This is a genomic window from Microbacterium sp. ZXT2-5, assembly GCF_055329545.1.
The window spans coordinates 2,194,151-2,211,300 of sequence record NZ_JBUZWD010000001.1 but is presented as its reverse complement, the minus strand read 5'-3'; the positions used below and the strand labels follow the sequence as shown (position 1 = coordinate 2,211,300).

At 69.9% G+C, this 17,150-nt stretch carries 21 protein-coding genes and 2 tRNA genes; 4 read left to right on the top strand and 19 right to left on the bottom strand.

Annotation, left to right across the window (positions count from 1 at the left end; all coding sequences use genetic code 11):
* Positions 1 to 37 precede the first annotated feature (37 nt).
* Together ACZBH1_RS09625 and ACZBH1_RS09620 are read right to left on the bottom strand one after the other, a co-directional pair.
* Positions 38 to 469, bottom strand: a complete 432-nt coding sequence (locus tag ACZBH1_RS09625; protein ID WP_463646250.1) for a hypothetical protein — start codon at positions 467 to 469, stop codon at positions 38 to 40.
* Positions 470 to 665: 196 nt separating this feature from the next.
* Entirely contained in the window at positions 666 to 836 is a 171-nt protein-coding gene (locus ACZBH1_RS09620) for a hypothetical protein (protein WP_336394624.1), read from the bottom strand.
* A gap of 133 nt (positions 837 to 969) precedes the next feature.
* Between ACZBH1_RS09620 and ACZBH1_RS09615 the strand changes: the two genes are divergently transcribed.
* Positions 970 to 1,533, top strand: a complete 564-nt coding sequence (locus ACZBH1_RS09615; protein ID WP_378885095.1) for a hypothetical protein — start codon at positions 970 to 972, stop codon at positions 1,531 to 1,533.
* Positions 1,534 to 1,587: 54 nt separating this feature from the next.
* Here the strand turns inward: ACZBH1_RS09615 and ACZBH1_RS09610 are convergent, their stop codons facing one another.
* The 6 genes from ACZBH1_RS09610 to ACZBH1_RS09585 all read right to left on the bottom strand — a co-directional run bounded on the left by ACZBH1_RS09610 (position 1,588) and on the right by ACZBH1_RS09585 (position 5,446).
* The gene (locus ACZBH1_RS09610; RefSeq protein ID WP_463646249.1) at positions 1,588 to 2,160 is read right to left on the bottom strand and encodes a dihydrofolate reductase family protein; all 573 of its coding nucleotides are present in this window, start codon (positions 2,158 to 2,160) and stop codon (positions 1,588 to 1,590) included.
* A gap of 124 nt (positions 2,161 to 2,284) precedes the next feature.
* On the bottom strand, positions 2,285 to 2,479 hold the full coding sequence (locus ACZBH1_RS09605) for an SHOCT domain-containing protein (protein ID WP_336394605.1): 195 nt from the start codon (positions 2,477 to 2,479) through the stop codon (positions 2,285 to 2,287).
* Between the two features lie 198 nt (positions 2,480 to 2,677).
* Complete coding sequence (locus ACZBH1_RS09600; protein ID WP_463646248.1) at positions 2,678 to 3,265, bottom strand: DUF305 domain-containing protein; 588 nt, start codon at positions 3,263 to 3,265, stop codon at positions 2,678 to 2,680.
* Between the two features lie 91 nt (positions 3,266 to 3,356).
* Positions 3,357 to 3,773: a DUF6153 family protein gene (locus ACZBH1_RS09595; RefSeq protein WP_378885148.1), complete on the bottom strand. Its 417-nt coding sequence runs from the start codon at positions 3,771 to 3,773 to the stop codon at positions 3,357 to 3,359.
* Positions 3,774 to 3,860: 87 nt separating this feature from the next.
* Entirely contained in the window at positions 3,861 to 4,349 is a 489-nt protein-coding gene (locus tag ACZBH1_RS09590; protein WP_463646247.1) for a DUF6326 family protein, read from the bottom strand.
* A 95-nt stretch (positions 4,350 to 4,444) separates the two neighbouring features.
* The gene (locus ACZBH1_RS09585) at positions 4,445 to 5,446 is read right to left on the bottom strand and encodes an NAD(P)-dependent alcohol dehydrogenase (RefSeq protein ID WP_378885154.1); all 1,002 of its coding nucleotides are present in this window, start codon (positions 5,444 to 5,446) and stop codon (positions 4,445 to 4,447) included.
* A gap of 117 nt (positions 5,447 to 5,563) precedes the next feature.
* On the opposite strand from ACZBH1_RS09585, the gene ACZBH1_RS09580 reads away from it, so the two are divergent.
* Positions 5,564 to 6,238, top strand: a complete 675-nt coding sequence (locus ACZBH1_RS09580) for a TetR/AcrR family transcriptional regulator (RefSeq protein ID WP_378885156.1) — start codon at positions 5,564 to 5,566, stop codon at positions 6,236 to 6,238.
* A gap of 146 nt (positions 6,239 to 6,384) precedes the next feature.
* Here ACZBH1_RS09580 and ACZBH1_RS09575 read toward each other — a convergent pair whose 3' ends face one another.
* The 5 genes from ACZBH1_RS09575 to ACZBH1_RS09555 all read right to left on the bottom strand — a co-directional run bounded on the left by ACZBH1_RS09575 (position 6,385) and on the right by ACZBH1_RS09555 (position 8,335).
* On the bottom strand, positions 6,385 to 6,981 hold the full coding sequence (locus tag ACZBH1_RS09575; RefSeq protein ID WP_463646246.1) for a hypothetical protein: 597 nt from the start codon (positions 6,979 to 6,981) through the stop codon (positions 6,385 to 6,387).
* The gene (locus ACZBH1_RS09570) at positions 6,978 to 7,559 is read right to left on the bottom strand and encodes a DUF6286 domain-containing protein (protein WP_463646245.1); all 582 of its coding nucleotides are present in this window, start codon (positions 7,557 to 7,559) and stop codon (positions 6,978 to 6,980) included. Before ACZBH1_RS09570 ends, ACZBH1_RS09575 begins: the two co-directional genes overlap by 4 nt.
* A complete protein-coding gene (locus ACZBH1_RS09565; protein WP_463646244.1) occupies positions 7,556 to 7,771 on the bottom strand; it encodes a hypothetical protein in 216 nt (71 codons plus the stop codon). The genes ACZBH1_RS09570 and ACZBH1_RS09565 overlap by 4 nt, the downstream gene beginning before the upstream one ends.
* Before the next feature lie 75 nt (positions 7,772 to 7,846).
* Entirely contained in the window at positions 7,847 to 8,014 is a 168-nt protein-coding gene (locus ACZBH1_RS09560) for a DUF3237 family protein (RefSeq protein ID WP_463646243.1), read from the bottom strand.
* 229 nt (positions 8,015 to 8,243) lie between these two features.
* Positions 8,244 to 8,335 (bottom strand) — tRNA-Ser (locus tag ACZBH1_RS09555).
* A gap of 130 nt (positions 8,336 to 8,465) precedes the next feature.
* On the opposite strand from ACZBH1_RS09555, the gene ACZBH1_RS09550 reads away from it, so the two are divergent.
* The gene (locus tag ACZBH1_RS09550) at positions 8,466 to 9,158 is read left to right on the top strand and encodes a DUF2278 family protein (RefSeq protein ID WP_463646242.1); all 693 of its coding nucleotides are present in this window, start codon (positions 8,466 to 8,468) and stop codon (positions 9,156 to 9,158) included.
* A 41-nt stretch (positions 9,159 to 9,199) separates the two neighbouring features.
* On the opposite strand, the gene ACZBH1_RS09545 is transcribed toward ACZBH1_RS09550, so the two are convergent.
* From ACZBH1_RS09545 to serS, 6 genes are all read right to left on the bottom strand, one after another.
* A complete protein-coding gene (locus ACZBH1_RS09545) occupies positions 9,200 to 10,495 on the bottom strand; it encodes a GGDEF domain-containing protein (RefSeq protein ID WP_463646241.1) in 1,296 nt (431 codons plus the stop codon).
* A gap of 112 nt (positions 10,496 to 10,607) precedes the next feature.
* Positions 10,608 to 11,906, bottom strand: a complete 1,299-nt coding sequence (locus tag ACZBH1_RS09540) for an LCP family protein (protein ID WP_463646240.1) — start codon at positions 11,904 to 11,906, stop codon at positions 10,608 to 10,610.
* Positions 11,906 to 13,186, bottom strand: a complete 1,281-nt coding sequence (locus ACZBH1_RS09535) for an LCP family protein (protein WP_463646239.1) — start codon at positions 13,184 to 13,186, stop codon at positions 11,906 to 11,908. The genes ACZBH1_RS09540 and ACZBH1_RS09535 overlap by 1 nt, the downstream gene beginning before the upstream one ends.
* Before the next feature lie 49 nt (positions 13,187 to 13,235).
* A tRNA-Ser gene (locus tag ACZBH1_RS09530) sits at positions 13,236 to 13,320 on the bottom strand.
* A 134-nt stretch (positions 13,321 to 13,454) separates the two neighbouring features.
* Positions 13,455 to 14,429, bottom strand: a complete 975-nt coding sequence (locus ACZBH1_RS09525) for an HAD family hydrolase (RefSeq protein ID WP_336394593.1) — start codon at positions 14,427 to 14,429, stop codon at positions 13,455 to 13,457.
* Positions 14,426 to 15,691 carry a serine--tRNA ligase gene (gene serS / locus ACZBH1_RS09520; RefSeq protein ID WP_463646238.1) on the bottom strand — a complete coding sequence of 422 codons (1,266 nt, stop codon included), beginning with the start codon at positions 15,689 to 15,691 and terminating at the stop codon, positions 14,426 to 14,428. Before serS ends, ACZBH1_RS09525 begins: the two co-directional genes overlap by 4 nt.
* Before the next feature lie 98 nt (positions 15,692 to 15,789).
* On the opposite strand from serS, the gene ACZBH1_RS09515 reads away from it, so the two are divergent.
* Entirely contained in the window at positions 15,790 to 17,106 is a 1,317-nt protein-coding gene (locus ACZBH1_RS09515) for a diacylglycerol/lipid kinase family protein (RefSeq protein ID WP_463646237.1), read from the top strand.
* Positions 17,107 to 17,150: the final 44 nt, after the last annotated feature.

Sequence of the window (17,150 nt, the reverse complement as noted above, 5' to 3'; positions counted from 1 at the left end):
GCCCGCGTGGTGCGGCCGCCTCATGGGATGGTTCTCTTCAGGGCCGATCGCCCGGACGCTCAGCCGGCGCCGTCTGCGCATCGAGCGGCGAGCGGACCGCGCGGATGAGGCGGACGAGATACACCACCATGCCGACGATCGCGACGAGGACTGCGAGCCGATAGCCCCACAGGAGTACGAGGACCCCGCCGCCCAGCGGGTTCGCCACTCTGCCGTCCACGGCCTCGGGTCGCGAGGCGAAGATGGCGAGCGCGAGCGTCGTCACGCCGAGCACGATCGCGGTGAGCAGCGGGATCCAGGTCAGCTTCGGAAGGGGGACCCGTGAGACCAGCCGCGTGACGACCAGCAGGGCGGTGGCGGCCAGCAGGGCAAGGCCACCCTCTAACGGATCGATCAGGCCGAACACCATGATCACCGCCGCGACCACTGCGAGCGCGATCGACGTGATCGTCCGGGCTCTCGCGGTCATCGTCGCCTCCTGCATCACCTGCCGTACGGCACCAGCGTCACCCCCGAGCCTTCGCTCGCCGGCGTGCCTGACACCAGTCTCGACTGGCCAGCGGCGCGCATCCGGGCCTTTGGTCCCGCGTCGGCCGACGAGCCCTGCGGAAGGTCGAACCGCTCTGCCCGGCGACGGTCGACGACACCGGTATCTCGAGCCGGCGTCAGGCGCCCTTGCCGCGGCGGCCGGCCGCTCGGCGCACGAAGCCGAAGATCAGCGTTCCCACGAAGAGGATGGCGCCGATGATGCCGAGCCAGAGAAGCCCTTCGAGAGCGAATCCCACGACCGCGAGGACCGCCCACACGACCAGGAGGATGATGATCGCCGTCAGCATTTCCTCATGCTAGCGACCCCACCTAGGCACGGATAGGCCCCTTCTCGCTGCGGGGGCACGAGTCCCTCTTCGAACGGCTCGGCCGTGCGGCCGAACCTGTGAGGCGTACATGTTGGGGGCGTAACGTCCGGTTATGGACACACAGACACGAACGAGCGGTGCGGATGCCGCGACGCTGGGCCTGGGATCGGTGCTGGTGGGTTCGTTGCCTGCTGAGCTGATGACAGACGACGCCCCGGACCGTTACACGGTCGAGGCGGTATTCACTCGCCGACCCGAGAAGGACGAAGTGAGAGAGATCCTGGGGACCGGGACGCGCGACCATCTCGCGAACGCCGGGTATCCGACGGTGGAACTGACCGTCGCCGACCGTCGCCTGGTGATCGAGAACACGAACCTCGAAGAGCTGCGCGACGGGCTCGCCGGCGTCATCGCGGACATGCTCGCTGGGATCAGCACGATGCTCCACCAGAAGCAGGAAGCAGCCGCGATGCTGCTGCAGGAAGCCGCATCGAGCGAGCATGACCGGGCAGCGGCTGTCGAGACCCTCGCGGAGTCGATCGCGTTCCGGACCACGCAGAGTACGGGCACTCCCGCAGGCCTGTCGGCGGATGCTGTCGCCGTCGACGACGGCACCCAGCTCGCGGGCTGGGGCAGCGAGGGGGGACGTCAAGAACCTGCTTCACGGCAGGAGTGACGCATCGATGGGGCTTGCGCTTCACCGTTGGACGGCGTGAGAAGAGGGCCGTCCTCAGCGTGCGACAGCTCCCAGATGCCGGTACCGCTGGGCGACCGCGCCGGACCGGAAATCGCGGCGTTCCACGAGCTCGAGCTGGAGGCGCTCGCGAAGGCCGGCGAGCAGCGTCGGCCCGTGTCCGGCGACGATGGGCTGCACCACGAACAGATACTCGTCGATCAGCCCCAGGTCGGCCAATGCGAGCGGAAGCGTGACACCGCCCACGAACAGGCCTTCGCCCGGCTCCTGCTTCAGCCGCTGAACGGCCTGTCCCAGGTCGCCTTGCAGGAGTTCGGCGTTCCAGTCGACGTCTCGCAGCGTGCTCGACACGACGTACTTCTTCGCCGGGTCGATGGCCTCGGCGAACGGGGTCTCCCATTCCCTCATCCAGTCAGGCCAGGTGCCCGTCGCCGGCCGCCGCCACGCGGACCGCATCATCTCGTAGGTCACCCGGCCGAAGAGGAGGGCGTCGGCTCGTTCGATCTCCGCCGTCCAGTAGCGCATCGACTCCTCGTCGGGGGCGAGCCCGGCCTCGTGGTGGCAGCAGCCGTCGAGCGTGACGTTGATCGCATATCGAAGCGGCCTCATCGTGTTCCCCCGCATGTGGTGGAACACCCGCAGCGGACGGCCACCGACCCAGCGGCACCGAAGACAGCGCGGACTCGCGTCGGAGATTTCACGCTGTCACCGTAGCCGGATCGGACGGGCGGTGTCAGGTCCGTTCATCCAGCGCACGTGAGATCTGCCGGAACTCGTCCGGGGTGATCTCGCCACGCGCAAGGCGTTCTTCTGCGATCTGACGGGCCGTGTTCGCCGACGGCGTCCACTGCTCCCGGCGCGGGGACGAGCCCGACGTCCCGGCACGGATGATCAAGATGATGAGTGCCGCCAAGATGAGCAGCAGCATGACGCCGCCGAACCACATCCAGCCCCACCCGAAGCCATTTCCGTACATCATGAGCCGACTGCCCCTCATGCCCGACCAGGTGGTCGGTCCTTGCCTTCATGGTGCGCCGGGACGGCACTATCCCGTTGGGTCGAACGTCCCGCGCTGGTGGGATCTGTCGTCAGGGGCCGGCTACCGGGCGCAGCCGGCCCCTGAGGATCACAGTGTCGTCAGAATGTCCTCCATCGTGGTGATCTCGGCGGTCTGCGAGGCGATGATGTCCTCTGCGAGGGCGATCACATCGGCGTTCTCACCGTTGTCGACCTCGGCCTGCGCCATGTCGATGGCGCCCTCGTGGTGGACGATCATCTGCTCCAGGAAGAGGCGGGATGCCTCCACTCCGGTGGCGTCCTCGAGGGCCTGCATGTCGGTGCCCGACATCATCCCCCCGTGGTCCATTCCGTCCATGTCCCCCATAGGGGTGCCCCAGTCATCGAGCCACGACTCCATCAGCTCGATCTCGGGGCCCTGGGCGGCCTTGATCTGCTCGGCCAGGGTGATGACGCGCTCGTCGATGCCGTCTTTCGCGAGGATCATGTCGGCCATCTCGACGGCCTGTTCGTGGTGCGGGATCATCATCATCGTGAACTGCATGTCGGCGTTGTTCACGTCGGCGGCAGGGGATGCCGATGAGCCCATTCCGGGCATGTTGTCCATCCCGCCGTTCCCGGCGGTGCCGGTGCACCCGGCGAGAGCGAGCAGGGCGGTCAGGGTGATCGCGGCGGTCGCCGCGGCACGGTTCTTCACTTGTTTTCTCCTCAGTCGTCTGTGTGGCGCGCAGGATCGTCTGATCGAGCGCGGAAGCGTGCTGACCTCCACGAAGGTCGGCGAGTTGCCGTCACGTACGACTGATGCAGAGAACGAGAAGAGACGGTGGCCGGCACCGCGCAGTCCGGCCGACGAAAAGGCGGGGCCCGGCCCGACCGAGCCCGGCAGTCCAGCTGAGGCCCGCGCGAGGCAAGACGAAGAGGAGCGACACGACGAGCAGGGCGAGCACGCACGCCATTGCGAGCATGGCGTCGTGCCCGCCGCAGTCCGCGCAGCCGGTATCGGTCTGTGGCATGTCGTGGCCGTGGCCCGCGCCGGATTCCAGCACCGACACAACCGCGGCAGGCTCGGCGTGGGCGGTGGGCGCATGCAGGGTGTGCATCGCCAGCAGCCCGGCGATGAGGGCGGCAGTGAGGGCGATGAGCAGCAGCACAGAACGGCCGAGCCCGGACGGACTGCGACGAAGATGCTGCGCGAGAGCGATCATCGAGATCCCACCTCCTCAACTCGAGGGTAATCGTCCGCATCCCTCGGCGCTCAAGCCGCCTGGCAGGACCGCGACGAAGACGGATACCTACGGGCGAACTCCCTGTCGGAGGTCGGTCGTCGCAGGACCGGCCGGTACGGCGGGAATCCGAGGCCAGGTCCAGGCGGAGCGCAGGATGAAGGCCAGCAGCAGCACCTCGATTCCGATGGAGAGGCCGTAGAAGAAGGTCCACTCCCAGGTGGCCCCTGCAGCGTTGAACACCGAATAGGGGATGTAGAGCGATGCCGCGACGAGGTTCACGGGGCGGCTCACCCGGGCGGGCAGCGTCATGGAGAGCATCACCATCACGGCCGGGATGGCCACGGACGCAAGCATGACGGTCAGCAATGCCGAGCTGACCTCGAACCTCCAGACGAGGCCGTTCAGGATGCCGTCGACGACGCCGGGTTTGTAGAAGTTGAGGATGTCGACGTAGACGTACAGGAACATGAAGCTGGTCCACGCGGCGGCGAGCTTGGCTCGCACGGGGACCGGCGGGGCGTCGAGCAGGTTCGCGGTTGTCATTCGGATGGTCATCGTTCCTTCTTTCGAGAGGGGCGGTCCGTCCGCCGGACTGGCGGCAGGTGGGAGCGTGCAGACGCACAGGTGGGTCGTTCGGGTCGGCTCGGTCGTCAGACGGTGACGACGACCTTCCCTCGGGTGTGGCCGGACGCCACGTGGCGGAGGGCACCGGCTGCGTCGTCGAGAGGGTAGGTGCGATCCAGGACAGGCATGACCTGCCCGGTCGCGATCAGGTCAGCCAGGGCGAGCAGGTCCTCACGCTTCTCGACCGACGTGAAAGGCCTCAGTCGCTGACGGGTGAACAGCGAGAGCAGGCGCGCTCTGACGATCCGGAGGAGGGGGCCGAGCCACCGGCCACCGCGCCCGCTGTTGGGAATGAGGACCCCGGTCGACGTCAGCGCTCGGCGGACAGCCGCCAGCGGCTGGGCTTCCACGTTGTCGAGGATGACGTCGTAGCGCTTCTCGCCGCAGGTGAAGTCGGTCGTCGTGTAGTCGACGACGTGGTCGGCCCCGAGTGAGCGGACCAATTCGACGTTGCCGGCGCTGCACACCCCCGTCACCTCGGCGCCGAGAGCCTTGGCGATCTGGACGGCGAAGGAGCCCACACCACCCGACGCGCCGGTGACCAGCACCTTCTGGCCCGGTCGGACGTCCGCGATCCTGCGCAGCGCCTGCAACGCCGTCAGTGCCGACGTGGGCACCGCTGCCGCGTCCACGACCGACACGTTGGCGGGCACCGACACGAGGTGGTCCGCCGGGACGCAGGCATACTCGGCGAGCGTTCCCGTGGTGCTCCAGCCGAACACCTCGTCGCCGGGACGGAGAGCGGTGACGCCCTCCCCGACCGCCGCCACCGCGCCGGCGAGGTCCCTGCCGGGGATGCCGTGGCGCGGGCGGCGGAGCCCGAACACGAGGCGCACCACGTACGGCTCGCCGGTCATGACGAAGTAGTCGCCGGGATGCACCGAGGCCGCGCGCACCCGGACGAGGACATCGCCTCGACCCGGCGACGGGATCCCGACCTCGCGCACCTCGAGCACGGACGGCGGCCCGTAACGGTGCTGGACGGCGGCCCGCATCGTCGCCGCCCTCGATCGCTGCTCGACGTGCACGGATGCCTCCTTCACGGTCGAACAGCGACCCTCGCTGTCTCGTACACCGTACTAGTACGCTGTACGATAGGCGTACGCTGTACGATTGTCAAGCCGTTCGAGCGACCGAGGAGACCCATGCCTGCGAGAGCACGACGCCAGGCCGCTTCAGCCGCGGGTCTGAGCAAGCACAGGGTGGTGCTCGAGGCGATCCGGCTCGCCGACCGCGAGGGAGTCGACGGGCTGAGCATGCGCCGGCTCGCCGACGCGCTCGAGGCGGGCGCGATGTCGCTCTACCACTACGTGGCGAACAAGGATGAGCTGCTGGATGCCATGACCGACGTCGTCTTCGAGGAGATCGAGCTCCCGTCCGAAGAGACGGACTGGCAATCGGCGATGAGACGGCGGGCGGTATCCGCCCGCCAGGCTCTCGCACGCCACCCGTGGGCGATCGGCCTGATGGAGTCGCGGACGTCGCCGGGGCCCGCGAACCTCCGGCACCACGAAGCGGTCATCGCCTGCTTGCGCAAGGCCGGCTTCTCCGTCTTGATGGCCACGCATGCCAACTGGCTGCTCGACAGCTATGTCTACGGCTTCGCACTGCAGGCCTCCAGCCTGCCGTTCGACACCGCCGATGAGCTCGCGGACATGGCCGAGGACGTCTACCTCCCCCAGCTTCCTCCCGACGAGTTCCCCTACCTCAACGAGTCCGCCGCGGCGCTTGCCGCTGCCGGCTTCGACCCGACGGAGCAGTTCACCTTCGGCCTCGACCTCGTCCTCGCCGCCCTCGAGCCCCTGAGAGCCCCCGCGTAGCGACGCCCCCGGAACGTTCTCGGGTCGTCGCCCGATGACGAAGAAGCGTCGGCACGGGGCGACGGTCGGTTGCAGCCGCGGGCCGGAGGCCCTGCAGGGAATCGAGCGGCCGCGGTGCCGCGGGGCTCGGCCGTCTCATTCCCTCCTCACGCGCCGCCACGGCGGCGGCTCCAGAAGCGTCCGCGAATCTGCACAAGCGCCGGGATCTCCGCGCCGACCAGGTTCTCCAGGTCGCTCAGCGAATCGTCGATGACATCGCTCACCGCGCGCGGCGACGCGCCCCTTCGGCATGTCACGGTCACGTCGAGCATCGGCGTCGTGCGCACGCGGTACGCCGACACGTGCGAACCGACGAGGTCCGGCTGGCTGGACAGCGCGTCGGTGAGGACATCTGCGGCGAGAGCCGTGTCGACGACTGTGGTGCCGTCCGTCCCTGAACCAGCCGTCACGAGACGATCGGTGCGTCCGCGGCCCTGCCGCAGGACGAAAACGGCGAGGAGGACGATCAGCAGGACGAGGGCCGCGACGGCGAGGACACCCGCGAGGAGCCAGTTCGGCTGCCCGGTGGTGCGCGCCTGCAACCATGCCTCGACGTCCGCCAGGATCTCGGGCGCCCACCGGTCCCACGCGGCGGAGAAATCCGGGAACACGGAAAGTCCGACCGCTGTCCCGCCGAGAGCGAGCAGGACGAGACCGACGAGCAGGAGAAAGAGGCGGTTCGCGACGCGATTCGTGCGGTTCATGCGCCCACCCTCCCCTGCTCGGCGACGGACAGCCTCGGGGGCTCCAGCGCAGGCTCGAGTCGGTAGGAGTCGAGTGCGTCGCCCACCACGTTCAGCACGGCCGCGCGGTCGATGGGGAAGCCTGACGTCGGGGTGAGGTGCACATCGACCCGCCGACGAGAGACGGTGACGCGTGCCTGGTCGGGGCCTACGCCTGCCACCGAGGCGGCGTGCCGCGCTATCGCCGATGCGATGACGTCGTCGTCGACGACGACCCTCCGCGGTGACTCCATGAGGTGCCGGCCCCTGCGACCGGGAGCGACGGCGAGGGCGATGAGCACGGCTCCGACCAGCGCGATCAACAGCCCCGCACCCATGAGCATCGCGCCGGGAACCGACGTGACGGCGACCAGCGCAGCCGCCATCTCGGCGGGTGCCACGAGGAGGGGCGGCAGGTCGAGCATCGCGAGCACGATCTCGGCGGCCAACCAGGCGAGCGTCGCCATCACGACGACGGCGAGCGTGATGGCGGCCACCGATCGGGGGGAGCGGGTCTCGCGACGACGGATCCGCTGGTAGGTGGACCGTCCGCTGCTCATCTGACGCGGGCCTCCGGCCGCATCGTCGCTCCGGTGAATCGGATCGTGATGCTGCCGACAGTGGAGCCGGTCAGGGCGGCGACGCGATCGCGGAGCAACTGCCGGGCATGCTCGGATTGCGGCCGCTGCGTTCCGGAACCGAAGTCGAAGCGGGCCGCCCGATGGGCGGTCAGCCGTGTCGTCGAGCGAGCGCTGACGTGCGCGGTTGCCACGAGCGCAACGTTAAGTCGGCGCGGTGGCAGCGAGAGGGGCTAAAGTCCCGTCGAAGCGGTGCGCCGCCGTTCCCCTCAGTTGACCAGGTGGATGTCGATTGCGAGGGTCCGGACGTCGAGCTGTCGGCCCAGCCCGATGAACTGGTGTTCAGTCAGCGAGCGGTGTGCCGGTGCGTCGGTCTGGAACACGGGCGCGGTGCGGAAGTAATACTCCGATGCCTCGACATCGTCCCCGCGCAGCAACCGGCTGGCAACGTCGGGCGCGGCGCGGAGTAGCCGCGGTTGAGGATGTCAATGATGGCGCCGTCGTCGGCTTGAAGCAGGAGCGGACCTCGTGTGGGTTCTGGTGCCGGCCGCCTGGACACCCTGACCGGGTCCGCTAGCGTCAGTCTCTTCGCGCGCGTGCGGAAGGACCGGACAGGAACGGAAACCGCCTGAAACGCCTCAGAAGGACGTCAGATCGGGCGAAAAGTGGCGGAGACGGAGGGATTTGAACCCTCGGTCCCCGTAAGGGGACTCCACCTTAGCAGGGTGGTGCACTAGGCCTGACTATGCGACGTCTCCAGGCATCCGACCGCATGGGCACGGATGCACCCAGCAATCATAACCGAGTCCCGTGGCGCTTCTTGCACGCGATCGGCCCGCCCCTCCGGCGCGCCGGTATCACCGCAGCCACCGGGCGGCTCTTCGAGACATGCCGTTCACACAGTACGGAGTCCTCAGCGGAACCCTCGTCGCGCACCACCGCGACGACCCCGACGACTTCGGGCGCTGGCGGCACGTCAACCTCAGGGTGCGCAGCGGCGGGCGCGACTTCCGGGTCGCCGTCGACGTCGACAGCAAGGACTCCGCGGTAGGGGTGCAGTGGAAGGTCGTCCGCGCGGGCGGGGCGGCGCTCGGGTGGCCTGCGGCACCCGCGTCCGGGTTCACCGCGCTGGCGTCGGCGCCCGGGACGGGTGCGATCGACGTCATCCGGCATCCGGCTCTGCGCGTCGTCGGGATGCGGCGGTTCCTGCTGCGGCTCCTCCGCGTGAGCGGCGCCGTGCCGGCCGCACGCTCGTGGTTCTGGATCCCGGCCCTCCGGCCCTGGCGCTCGGGCGATCATCTCGAAGCCTCGGAGGCGCTGGAGACGACCCTGCGCCCGGGTGCGGTCACCCTCGTGTGGGGAGAGCCGTTCCCCGAGGGCGCCGCGCCGACCTCGATACAGGGCATGCACAACGTGCACCAGAACCAGGGCGACCCCGCCGGATCCCCGTGGTGGGCGGAGAACGGCATCTGGCAGGACGGCGCCGTGGCGGCGCAGCAGTCCGACGGCAGCTGGCTCGTGTTCGTCTCGAAGTTCTCCACCCAGCGCGATCACACCGACGCACAAGGGCACCCGCTCTGACGCACCGGAGCCCGCACCCGCCGAACGAGCCGACCGCGGGCTCAGTCCGCGATGGCCACCTGATTGCCGCCGCTGTTCTTCGCGGCGTACATGGCCTGGTCCGCACGCCGGATCAGGCGGTCGACGTTCAGCAGGCCGTCGCCCACTCGGGCGGTCGCGACGCCGATGCTCGCGGCGATCGGCAACGACGCGGGCAGGAACGTGTACTCCTCCCCCACGGCGGCGCGCACCCTCTCGGCGATCTCGACGGCGGCGGCGGCATCCGCCCCGCACACGACGACGAACTCGTCGCCCCCGTACCGGGCGACGACATCGCCCTCGCGGAGGTTCTCCTGCAGCCGGCGCGCGACCTCGCGGAGCACCTCGTCGCCACGGTCGTGGCCGAGGGTGTCGTTGACCTCCTTGAAGCCGTCCAGGTCGATGAAGATCACCGACGCGGGCGTGTGGTCGCCGAGCGACGGCAGATCCTCGAGGCTGCGCCGGTTGGGGAGGTCGGTGATGTCGTCGTGCATCGCCGCGTGCTGCAGGCGGCGCTCCAGCCTCAGCGTCGCGAGCTTCTGCGCGGCCTGGCCCGCGAGGGCCTCCGCGAGAGGGGATGCCTCGTCGTCGAACACGCGCGGATGCCGGAAGAAGCACGCGAAGAGACCGAGCGAGACGTCCTCGAGGTGCAGCGGCGCGACGATCGCCGCCTGCACGCCGGCCGTGCGCATCGCCTCCGCGAGGGAAGGGGAAAGGCGCTCGGCGTCGGCCTCACCGCTGATCTTCACGACCTCGCGCATCTGCCGCACGCGTGCCGAGATCGTGAACTCGGGGATCGTGTGCTCGAACGGATTCGTGCCGGCCGTCCGCCGCAGCACCCCGCTCTCGGAGAACAGCATGACGACGGACTCCTCGGCGCGGTACGCCTGCGACGCCGTGTCGGCGAGGACCCGGCTGAGACGCTCCTCCGTCGTCGCGGCGGCGAAGGCGATGGACGCGTCCATGATCAGCTGCAGTCGGCTCTGCGTCCGGTCGGCGAGGCCGTGCATGTTCCGCAGACGCGTGCCGGAGGCGTACCGGTCGGCGGCATCCATCACCGTCAGCACCGTGCCGTCGCGATCCTCAGCCCGCGCGACGAGGACCGCGCGCTCCGGATGCTCGGGGCACGACATCATCCTGGAGGAGCGGCCGGCGCCCTCGAGGAAATCGGGGACCGGGACCAGGATCTCGCTCAGCAGCCGGCCGGTGGGCTCCTCCGCCAGCCATCGACGGAACCAGGCGTTGGCCTCCACCACGCGCTCGTCGCGGTCCACGCGGACGACGCCGACGGGCAGCGCATCGATCTCCACACCGCTCATGGGCATCCTTCCCGCGCCGGGCACGCGGCATCCGTCCGAAATGTATCGCATCGCGCGATGCCCTCGGGACGACAGGAAGGAAAACGCAGTGCACGCACCGGATACACAGCGGTCAGTTCTCGGGCAGCGTGCACGTCGTCTGCGCTGCCGTCTGGCCGGCGATCTCCGAGGGCAGCTCCACGCGCTCCTCGGCCACCGGCGCCTCGGCTGCCGGGGTCTCGACGGCTTCACCGCCCGGTGCAGGCGTGGCGGCGGCATCCGGCTTCACGGCCTCGCCGGTGACCTCGACGCCGTAGCCCTGGCTGGCCTCGCCGGTGAGGGTGAGCGGCTGGTTCGCCCGCAGCGCCTCGAACAGCACGTCCGCGGCATCCGTCACCGGCATCACGCGACTGGCGCCGTCGCCAGACGAGTAGCGCGTCGGGTACTGCACGAACACGATGTCCTCGTAAGGCACGTCCTTCATCGCCATCGCGATCTGCACCATGAGGTTCGGATTCGTCAGCCCCGAGCTGAGCACGAGCTGCCCCTGCTGCACCTGGTTCACGGCCGTGGTCGCGAGGTTGAGGAGCGTCGCGGGATTGGCCAGCACGGCGTCGGACTGCAGCTTGCGCACCATCGACGACATGAACTGCTGCTGGTTCGAGATGCGCCCGAGGTCGGATCCGTCGCCGATGCCGTGGCGGACCCGCAGGAACTGCAGCGCCTCGACACCCACGAGCGTGTGGGTGCCGGCGGCGAGGTCGAGGCCGGTGTGGCGGTCCTGGATGTCGCCCGCGACGCAGACGTCCACGCCGCCGATCGCGTCGGACATGTTGATGACGCCGGTCCAGCGGATGGCCGCCGCGAAGTGGACCTGCTCGCCCGTGAGCGCCTCGACGGTGCGCACCGTGCAGCCCAGCCCGCCGTACATGTACGACGCGTTGATCATCTGCTGCGACATCGCCGGGTGGTCACCGCTGCCGTCCTCCTTGGCGCACGCCGGAATCGGCACCAGCATGTCGCGTGGGAACGAGACGACGGTGACACGGCGCGGTTCGTCCGAGATGTGCACGAGCATCGTGACGTCGTTGCGCTCGCCCGGTGAGTCGTCTTCGGCGCAGCGCGGGAACAGCGCGACGTCCTGACCCTCGCACGAGTCCGAGCCCACCAGGAGCACGTTCACGCCGCCCTCGATGGCGCCGAGCGACGGCGGCAGCGGCCTCTCGTCGTCGAGCACCACCGCGTTCGCCGCGATCGCCCGCGTGGCGTCCCACACGTTGTACGCCGCGATGCCGGCCGCGCTCACGCCGAAGACCGCCACCGCGACGCCGAGCATCGAGATCAGGGTGACGAGCGGATGCCTCGTCGGCAGCACTCCGTGGCGCGCGAGGGGCCCGCGACCCTCCGTCGAGGGTCGCCTGGTCGCCGGCATCAGCCCTCGGCCCTGACGTTGCCGGCGGAGCAGGTCTGCTGCGCGGCGTTCTGGCCGGGGATGTTCTCGGGAAGCGCCACCGCGGTCTCGCTCGGGGCGGGGGTCGCGCTCGGATCGGCGCTGGGGGTGGGGTCGGCGGGCGCCTCGGTGGGCTGCGGGTCGGCCACGATCACTCCTCCGGTCAGATCCTGGTCGTGCGTGACCTCGATCGGCTCGTTGGCGGCCAGGGCCGCCCACATCTGCTCAGCGGCATCGTAGTCGGGAACGACGCGGTTCGGATCGGCCGGGTCCTCGAGCACCGGGTACTGCAGGAACACGATGTCCTGGAAGGGCACGTCCTTCACCGCGAGCGCGATCTGCGCGAGCGTCATCGGATTGGTCAGCCCCGCGCTCGGAGTGATGTTGTCCACCGCCGTGGTCGCCAGCTTGTACAGCGTCGCGGGGTTGGAGATGACCTCTTCGCTCACGAGCTTGCGCGCGAGACTCGACATGTACTGCTGCTGGTTGCTGATGCGCGCCAGGTCGCTGCCGTTGGCCAGGCCGTGACGCGTGCGGAGGAACTGCAGCGCCTCGACGCCCTGGACCGTTCGAGCCCCGGCCTCCCAGTCGATGCCGGTATAGACGTCCTTGATGCCGCCGTTGCCGATGCAGACCTCGACGCCCCCGATCGCGTCGGTGATGTTGATGACGTTGCCGAAGCTCACTTTGGCCGCCAGCGGCACGTTCTGTCCGCTCAGCTCCTTGATCGTCTTCGCGACGCACGAGAGCCCGCCGTCGCCCCACGCGGAGTTGATCTGCGCGTACGAGCTGCCGGCGGTGGTCGTGCCGTCCTCGCTCGTGCACGACGGGATGGGAACCATCAGGTCTCGCGGGAACGACACCACGGTCACCCGGCGCGGGTCGTCCGAGATGTGGACGAGCATGTTGACGTCGTTGAGCTGCCCCTCGGCCTCGGGCCCGGTGCAGCGGTCGCCGAAGATGTGCGCGTATTCCGGCTCGCACTCGTCGGTGCCGACGAGGAGCACGTCGACGCCGCCCTCGATGGCGCCGATGTCGGGAGGAACGGTCCCCTGACCCTCGAGTTCGACGGCGTCGTCGGCGAAGCTGGAGGTGAGGTCCGACAGCGCGTAGGCGGCGACGCCGAACCCGGCGACGAGGGCGACCGCGGCGATGACGCCGACGAGCTTGAGCACGAACGCCAGCGGCCCGGGAGACGACAGCTCACCATGGCGCGCCACGGTGCGGCGGCCCTGGCGGGCGGGTCGACGGGTCTGGCTCACTCGGTTCCTCTCCGGGATCTGCTCTCAAGCCCCCGGCACACGCGTTCTGCGGAGGGTGTGGGATTCGAACCCACGGGACATCGCTGCCCACTGGTTTTCAAGACCAGGTCCATCGGCCGCTCGGACAACCCTCCCGAGGATCCCGGCTCGCAAGGAGCGCGGCATCCGTCGAACAGGCGTCGAGTCTAGCCGACAGCACTGTCGACCCATTCTTCCAACAGCGGCTGGCAATCCTCTGAAGGACGCGCTCGAGCGCCGTGGGTGCCCGTCAGAGCGCGCGCAGCACCGCTGCCACGCCGCCGGCCTGCACCGAGCCGGTCGTCTCCCCCGCGGCGTCCCGCACCTCCTGCGGGCCCTGCTCCATCGCCACGGCGCGGCCGCCGTGCTCCAGCGCCCATCGGAACATGCCGACGTCGTTGCGGCCGTCGCCGATCACGAGGACGTTCTCGGCCTCGATCCCCAGCTCGGCCCGCACGCGTTCCAGCCCCGTGCTCTTGTCGACGCCCTGCGGGGCGATATCGAGCCACGCCGTCCAGCCCACCGCGTACGAGACCTCGTGGAGCCCGATGTCGCGCACCAGCTCGAGGTAGTCCTGCTCGTCCTGCTCCGGCGAGACCACCACGACACGGCAGACGCGCTGGCGCCCCAGCTCCTCGAAGGGCACGCGGCGGGCATGGACGAGGTTCCAGTCCTCGAGGTACTCGGTGTACAGGCGCACGCCGTCGGGCAGCTCCACGAGGTACCGCGCCTGCGGGAGATGCTCGCGCAGCAGCGTCAGCACCTCGCTCGGGTCGAACGTCTCGACGTGCCACCGCTCGTAGATCAGCTCCTCGGCGTCGACGCGCTTGAGCACGACGGCGCCGTTGGAGCACACGACGTACTCGGGAGCGAGCTCGAGCACGCGCAGGATGCCGCGGGTGCCCTCCCAGCTGCGACCGGTCGCGATCATCACCTCGTGGCCCGCGTCCTGCGCGTGGGCGACCGCCTCGACGACGCCGGGGCTGAGCGACTCGTCCTCGAGCAGCACCGTGCCGTCGATGTCGAGCACGATGAGCATGCGGGCCACGGACACCCCGGGCGCCTCGGTCTCGCGCGCCAGCTCGTCGACCAGCTCGGCCGCGTCCTCCTGCGGCTCGACGTCGATCCGGCCGGTGTCGGGCAGGGCCTCCTCGACGGCGGGGTCGGTGTCGATGTCGTCGGCGGTGCGGGCCAGGTCGCCGATGCCGTCGTGGGCCTGGTTCACCCGACCGGCTCCATCACCTCGAGCCCGCCGAGCAGGGGCCGCAGCACCTCCGGCACGGCGACCGACCCGTCCTCGCGCTGGTGGGTCTCGAGAAGGGCGACGATCCACCGGGTGGTGGCGAGCGTGCCGTTGAGCGTCGCGACCGGCTGCGTCCTGCCGCCCTCCGGGCGGTGGCGGATGTCGAGGCGGCGCGCCTGGTACGTCGTGCAGTTCGAGGTCGACGTGAGCTCGCGATACGCCTGCTGGGTCGGCACCCACGCCTCGATGTCGTACTTGCGGGCTGCGCTCGAGCCGAGGTCGCCCGCGGCGACGTCGATCACGCGGTACGACAGGCCCAGATCCTGGAGCATCCGCTCCTGCATCTCGACCAGGCGAAGGTGCTCGGCCTCCGACTCCTCGGGCGTGGTGTAGACGAACATCTCGAGCTTGTTGAACTGGTGCACGCGGATGATCCCGCGGGTGTCCTTGCCGTACGACCCCGCCTCGCTGCGGTAGCAGGTCGACCACCCGGCGTAGCGCTTGGCGCCCCGGGTCAGGTCGAGGATCTCGCCCATGTGATACCCGGCGAGCGGCACCTCGCTGGTGCCGACGAGGTACAGGTCGTCGTCCTCGAGGTGGTAGACCTCGGCGGAGTGCTTGCCGAGGAAGCCGGTGCCCTGCATCACCTCGGGACGCACCAGCGTCGGCGGGATCATCGGCGTGAACCCGGCCTGCAGCGCCCGGTCGAGCGCGAGGTTCATCAGGGCGAGCTCGAGGCGGGCGCCGATGCCGGTGAGGAAGTAGAAGCGGCTGCCCGACACCTTCGTGCCGCGCTCCATGTCGATCGCGCCGAGCCGCTCGCCGAGCTCGAGGTGGTCGCGCGGTTCGAACGCGAAGGCCGGGACCTCGCCGTGCGTGCGCAGGGTGACGAAGTCGTCCTCACCGCCGGCGGGCACACCGTCGATCACGATGTTCTCGATCGCTGCGAAGGCCGCGGCGGATGCCTCCTCCGCGGCGGCGACCGCGTGCTGGGCCTGCTTCACGCGCTCGCTGAGGTCTTTGGCCTCGGCGACGAGGGCCGCCTTCTCCTCTCTCGGAGCCTGCGCGACCTTCTTTCCGTGCGCGTTCTGCGCGGCGCGGAGCTCTTCGAAGGCGGTGATCGCGGCACGGCGTGCGCGGTCGGCCTCCAGCGCGGCGTCGACGGTCGCGGGCGACTCGCCGCGCGCCTCCTGCGAGCGCTTGACCAGCTCGGGATTCTCGCGGAGCAGCACGGGATCGATCACCCTGCAAGCTTAGTCGGCGCCCGCGCACCGGCATCCGGCTGCCCGGTCGCGCACCGGTTTGCACCGCGCGGACCATTCCGGGACCTAATCTGTACGACATGGCAGCGGTATCCGGATCGGGCGAGGGCCCTGCGCGCGACGACGATCTGACCCCTCACCCGGCCGACGCCGTCTACGCCGACGGCCCCTCGACCGAGGAGCTCGATCTCGCCGATGAGGCGGCCGACGGGACGGATGCCGCTGCGGCCGACGCCTCGGCCACGGCCGACGCGGCCGAGGAGAATGCGCCCGACCCGGCTCGGGCGGCCGAGCCCGACGATGTGATCCACGAGCCGCAGGACGTCGAGCCCGACACCGCCGATGGCGAGGCCGGCGAGGCGCGGCGCGTGGGCCCGGAGGGCGAGCCACGCCCGATGGAGGAGGGCGCCGAGCGTCCGTCCCCGAAGGCGGCCCTGGTCTACAACCCGACGAAGGTCGACGCCGACGCCCTGCGTCAGACGGTGACGCGGCTCGCCGCGGAGGCCGGCTGGTCGGAGCCCCTCTTCTACGAGACGACGGTCGACGACCTCGGCGACGACGTGACGCGCCAGGCGCTCGATGAGGGCGTCGACGCCGTGCTGGTGGCCGGCGGCGACGGCACCGTGCGCGCCGTGTCCGAGGCGATGAGCGGGAGCGGCGTGCCGCTGTCCATCGTCCCCAGCGGCACCGGCAACCTGCTCGCCCGCAACCTCAGGCTGCCGCTGGCCGAGCCCGAGGCGATGGTGCGCGCGGTCTTCGACGGCGACACGATGCCGATGGACGTCGGGTGGAGCGAGCTCGCCCGGCCCGACGGCACGACGGCCGAGCACGCGTTCGTGGTGATGGGCGGCATCGGCCTCGACGCCGCGATGATCGCCAACACCAACCCGCAGCTGAAGAAGACCGTCGGATGGGTCGCGTACGTCGACGGCGCGGCACGGGCACTCCCCAGCGCCAAGCCGTTCCGCGTCGTCTACGAGCTGCCCGGACACCGCCTGCACTCGTCCCGGGTGCAGAGCGTGCTGTTCGCCAACTGCGGCAAGCTGCCGGCGGGACTCGAGCTCATCCCCGAGGCATCCGTCGCCGACGGCGCTCTGGACATCGTCATCTTCCAGCCGAAGGGTCCGTTCGGCTGGCTGTTCGTATGGCGCCGGGTGGCGTGGGACAACAGCTTCCTGCGACGCTTCCGCACCGGGCGCCGCGTGCTGTCGCTGCGCACCAAGGACAACTCGGTGCTGTACTCGCGCGGCGCGGGCATCGAACTGGCGACGCGGGAAGCGCAGCCGGTGCAGCTGGACGGCGACGAGTTCGGCGAAGCCCTCTCGGTGAAGACCCGCGTGGAGCCGGCGGCGCTCCTGGTCGTGGTGCCCAAGGGCCACTCCACCGACGACCTCTGAGCCTCCGCGTGAGCGCGGCCCGGCGCGAGGCGATCTTGTCAAGA

Excerpts from the sequence above, each read along its gene's own strand:
- ACZBH1_RS09595 (WP_378885148.1), bottom strand. The coding sequence starts at position 3,773 with ATGATCGCTCTCGCGCAGCATCTTCGTCGCAGTCCGTCCGGGCTCGGC.
- ACZBH1_RS09625 (WP_463646250.1), bottom strand. The coding sequence starts at position 469 with ATGACCGCGAGAGCCCGGACGATCACGTCGATCGCGCTCGCAGTGGTC.
- ACZBH1_RS09570 (WP_463646245.1), bottom strand. The coding sequence starts at position 7,559 with ATGAGCAGCGGACGGTCCACCTACCAGCGGATCCGTCGTCGCGAGACC.
- ACZBH1_RS09545 (WP_463646241.1), bottom strand. The coding sequence starts at position 10,495 with ATGAGCGGTGTGGAGATCGATGCGCTGCCCGTCGGCGTCGTCCGCGTG.
- ACZBH1_RS09540 (WP_463646240.1), bottom strand. The coding sequence starts at position 11,906 with ATGCCGGCGACCAGGCGACCCTCGACGGAGGGTCGCGGGCCCCTCGCG.
- ACZBH1_RS09605 (WP_336394605.1), bottom strand. The coding sequence starts at position 2,479 with ATGCTGCTGCTCATCTTGGCGGCACTCATCATCTTGATCATCCGTGCC.
- ACZBH1_RS09615 (WP_378885095.1), top strand. The coding sequence starts at position 970 with ATGGACACACAGACACGAACGAGCGGTGCGGATGCCGCGACGCTGGGC.
- ACZBH1_RS09550 (WP_463646242.1), top strand. The coding sequence starts at position 8,466 with ATGCCGTTCACACAGTACGGAGTCCTCAGCGGAACCCTCGTCGCGCAC.
- ACZBH1_RS09620 (WP_336394624.1), bottom strand. The coding sequence starts at position 836 with ATGCTGACGGCGATCATCATCCTCCTGGTCGTGTGGGCGGTCCTCGCG.
- ACZBH1_RS09515 (WP_463646237.1), top strand. The coding sequence starts at position 15,790 with ATGGCAGCGGTATCCGGATCGGGCGAGGGCCCTGCGCGCGACGACGAT.
- ACZBH1_RS09580 (WP_378885156.1), top strand. The coding sequence starts at position 5,564 with ATGCCTGCGAGAGCACGACGCCAGGCCGCTTCAGCCGCGGGTCTGAGC.
- ACZBH1_RS09590 (WP_463646247.1), bottom strand. The coding sequence starts at position 4,349 with ATGACCATCCGAATGACAACCGCGAACCTGCTCGACGCCCCGCCGGTC.
- ACZBH1_RS09575 (WP_463646246.1), bottom strand. The coding sequence starts at position 6,981 with ATGAACCGCACGAATCGCGTCGCGAACCGCCTCTTTCTCCTGCTCGTC.
- ACZBH1_RS09610 (WP_463646249.1), bottom strand. The coding sequence starts at position 2,160 with ATGAGGCCGCTTCGATATGCGATCAACGTCACGCTCGACGGCTGCTGC.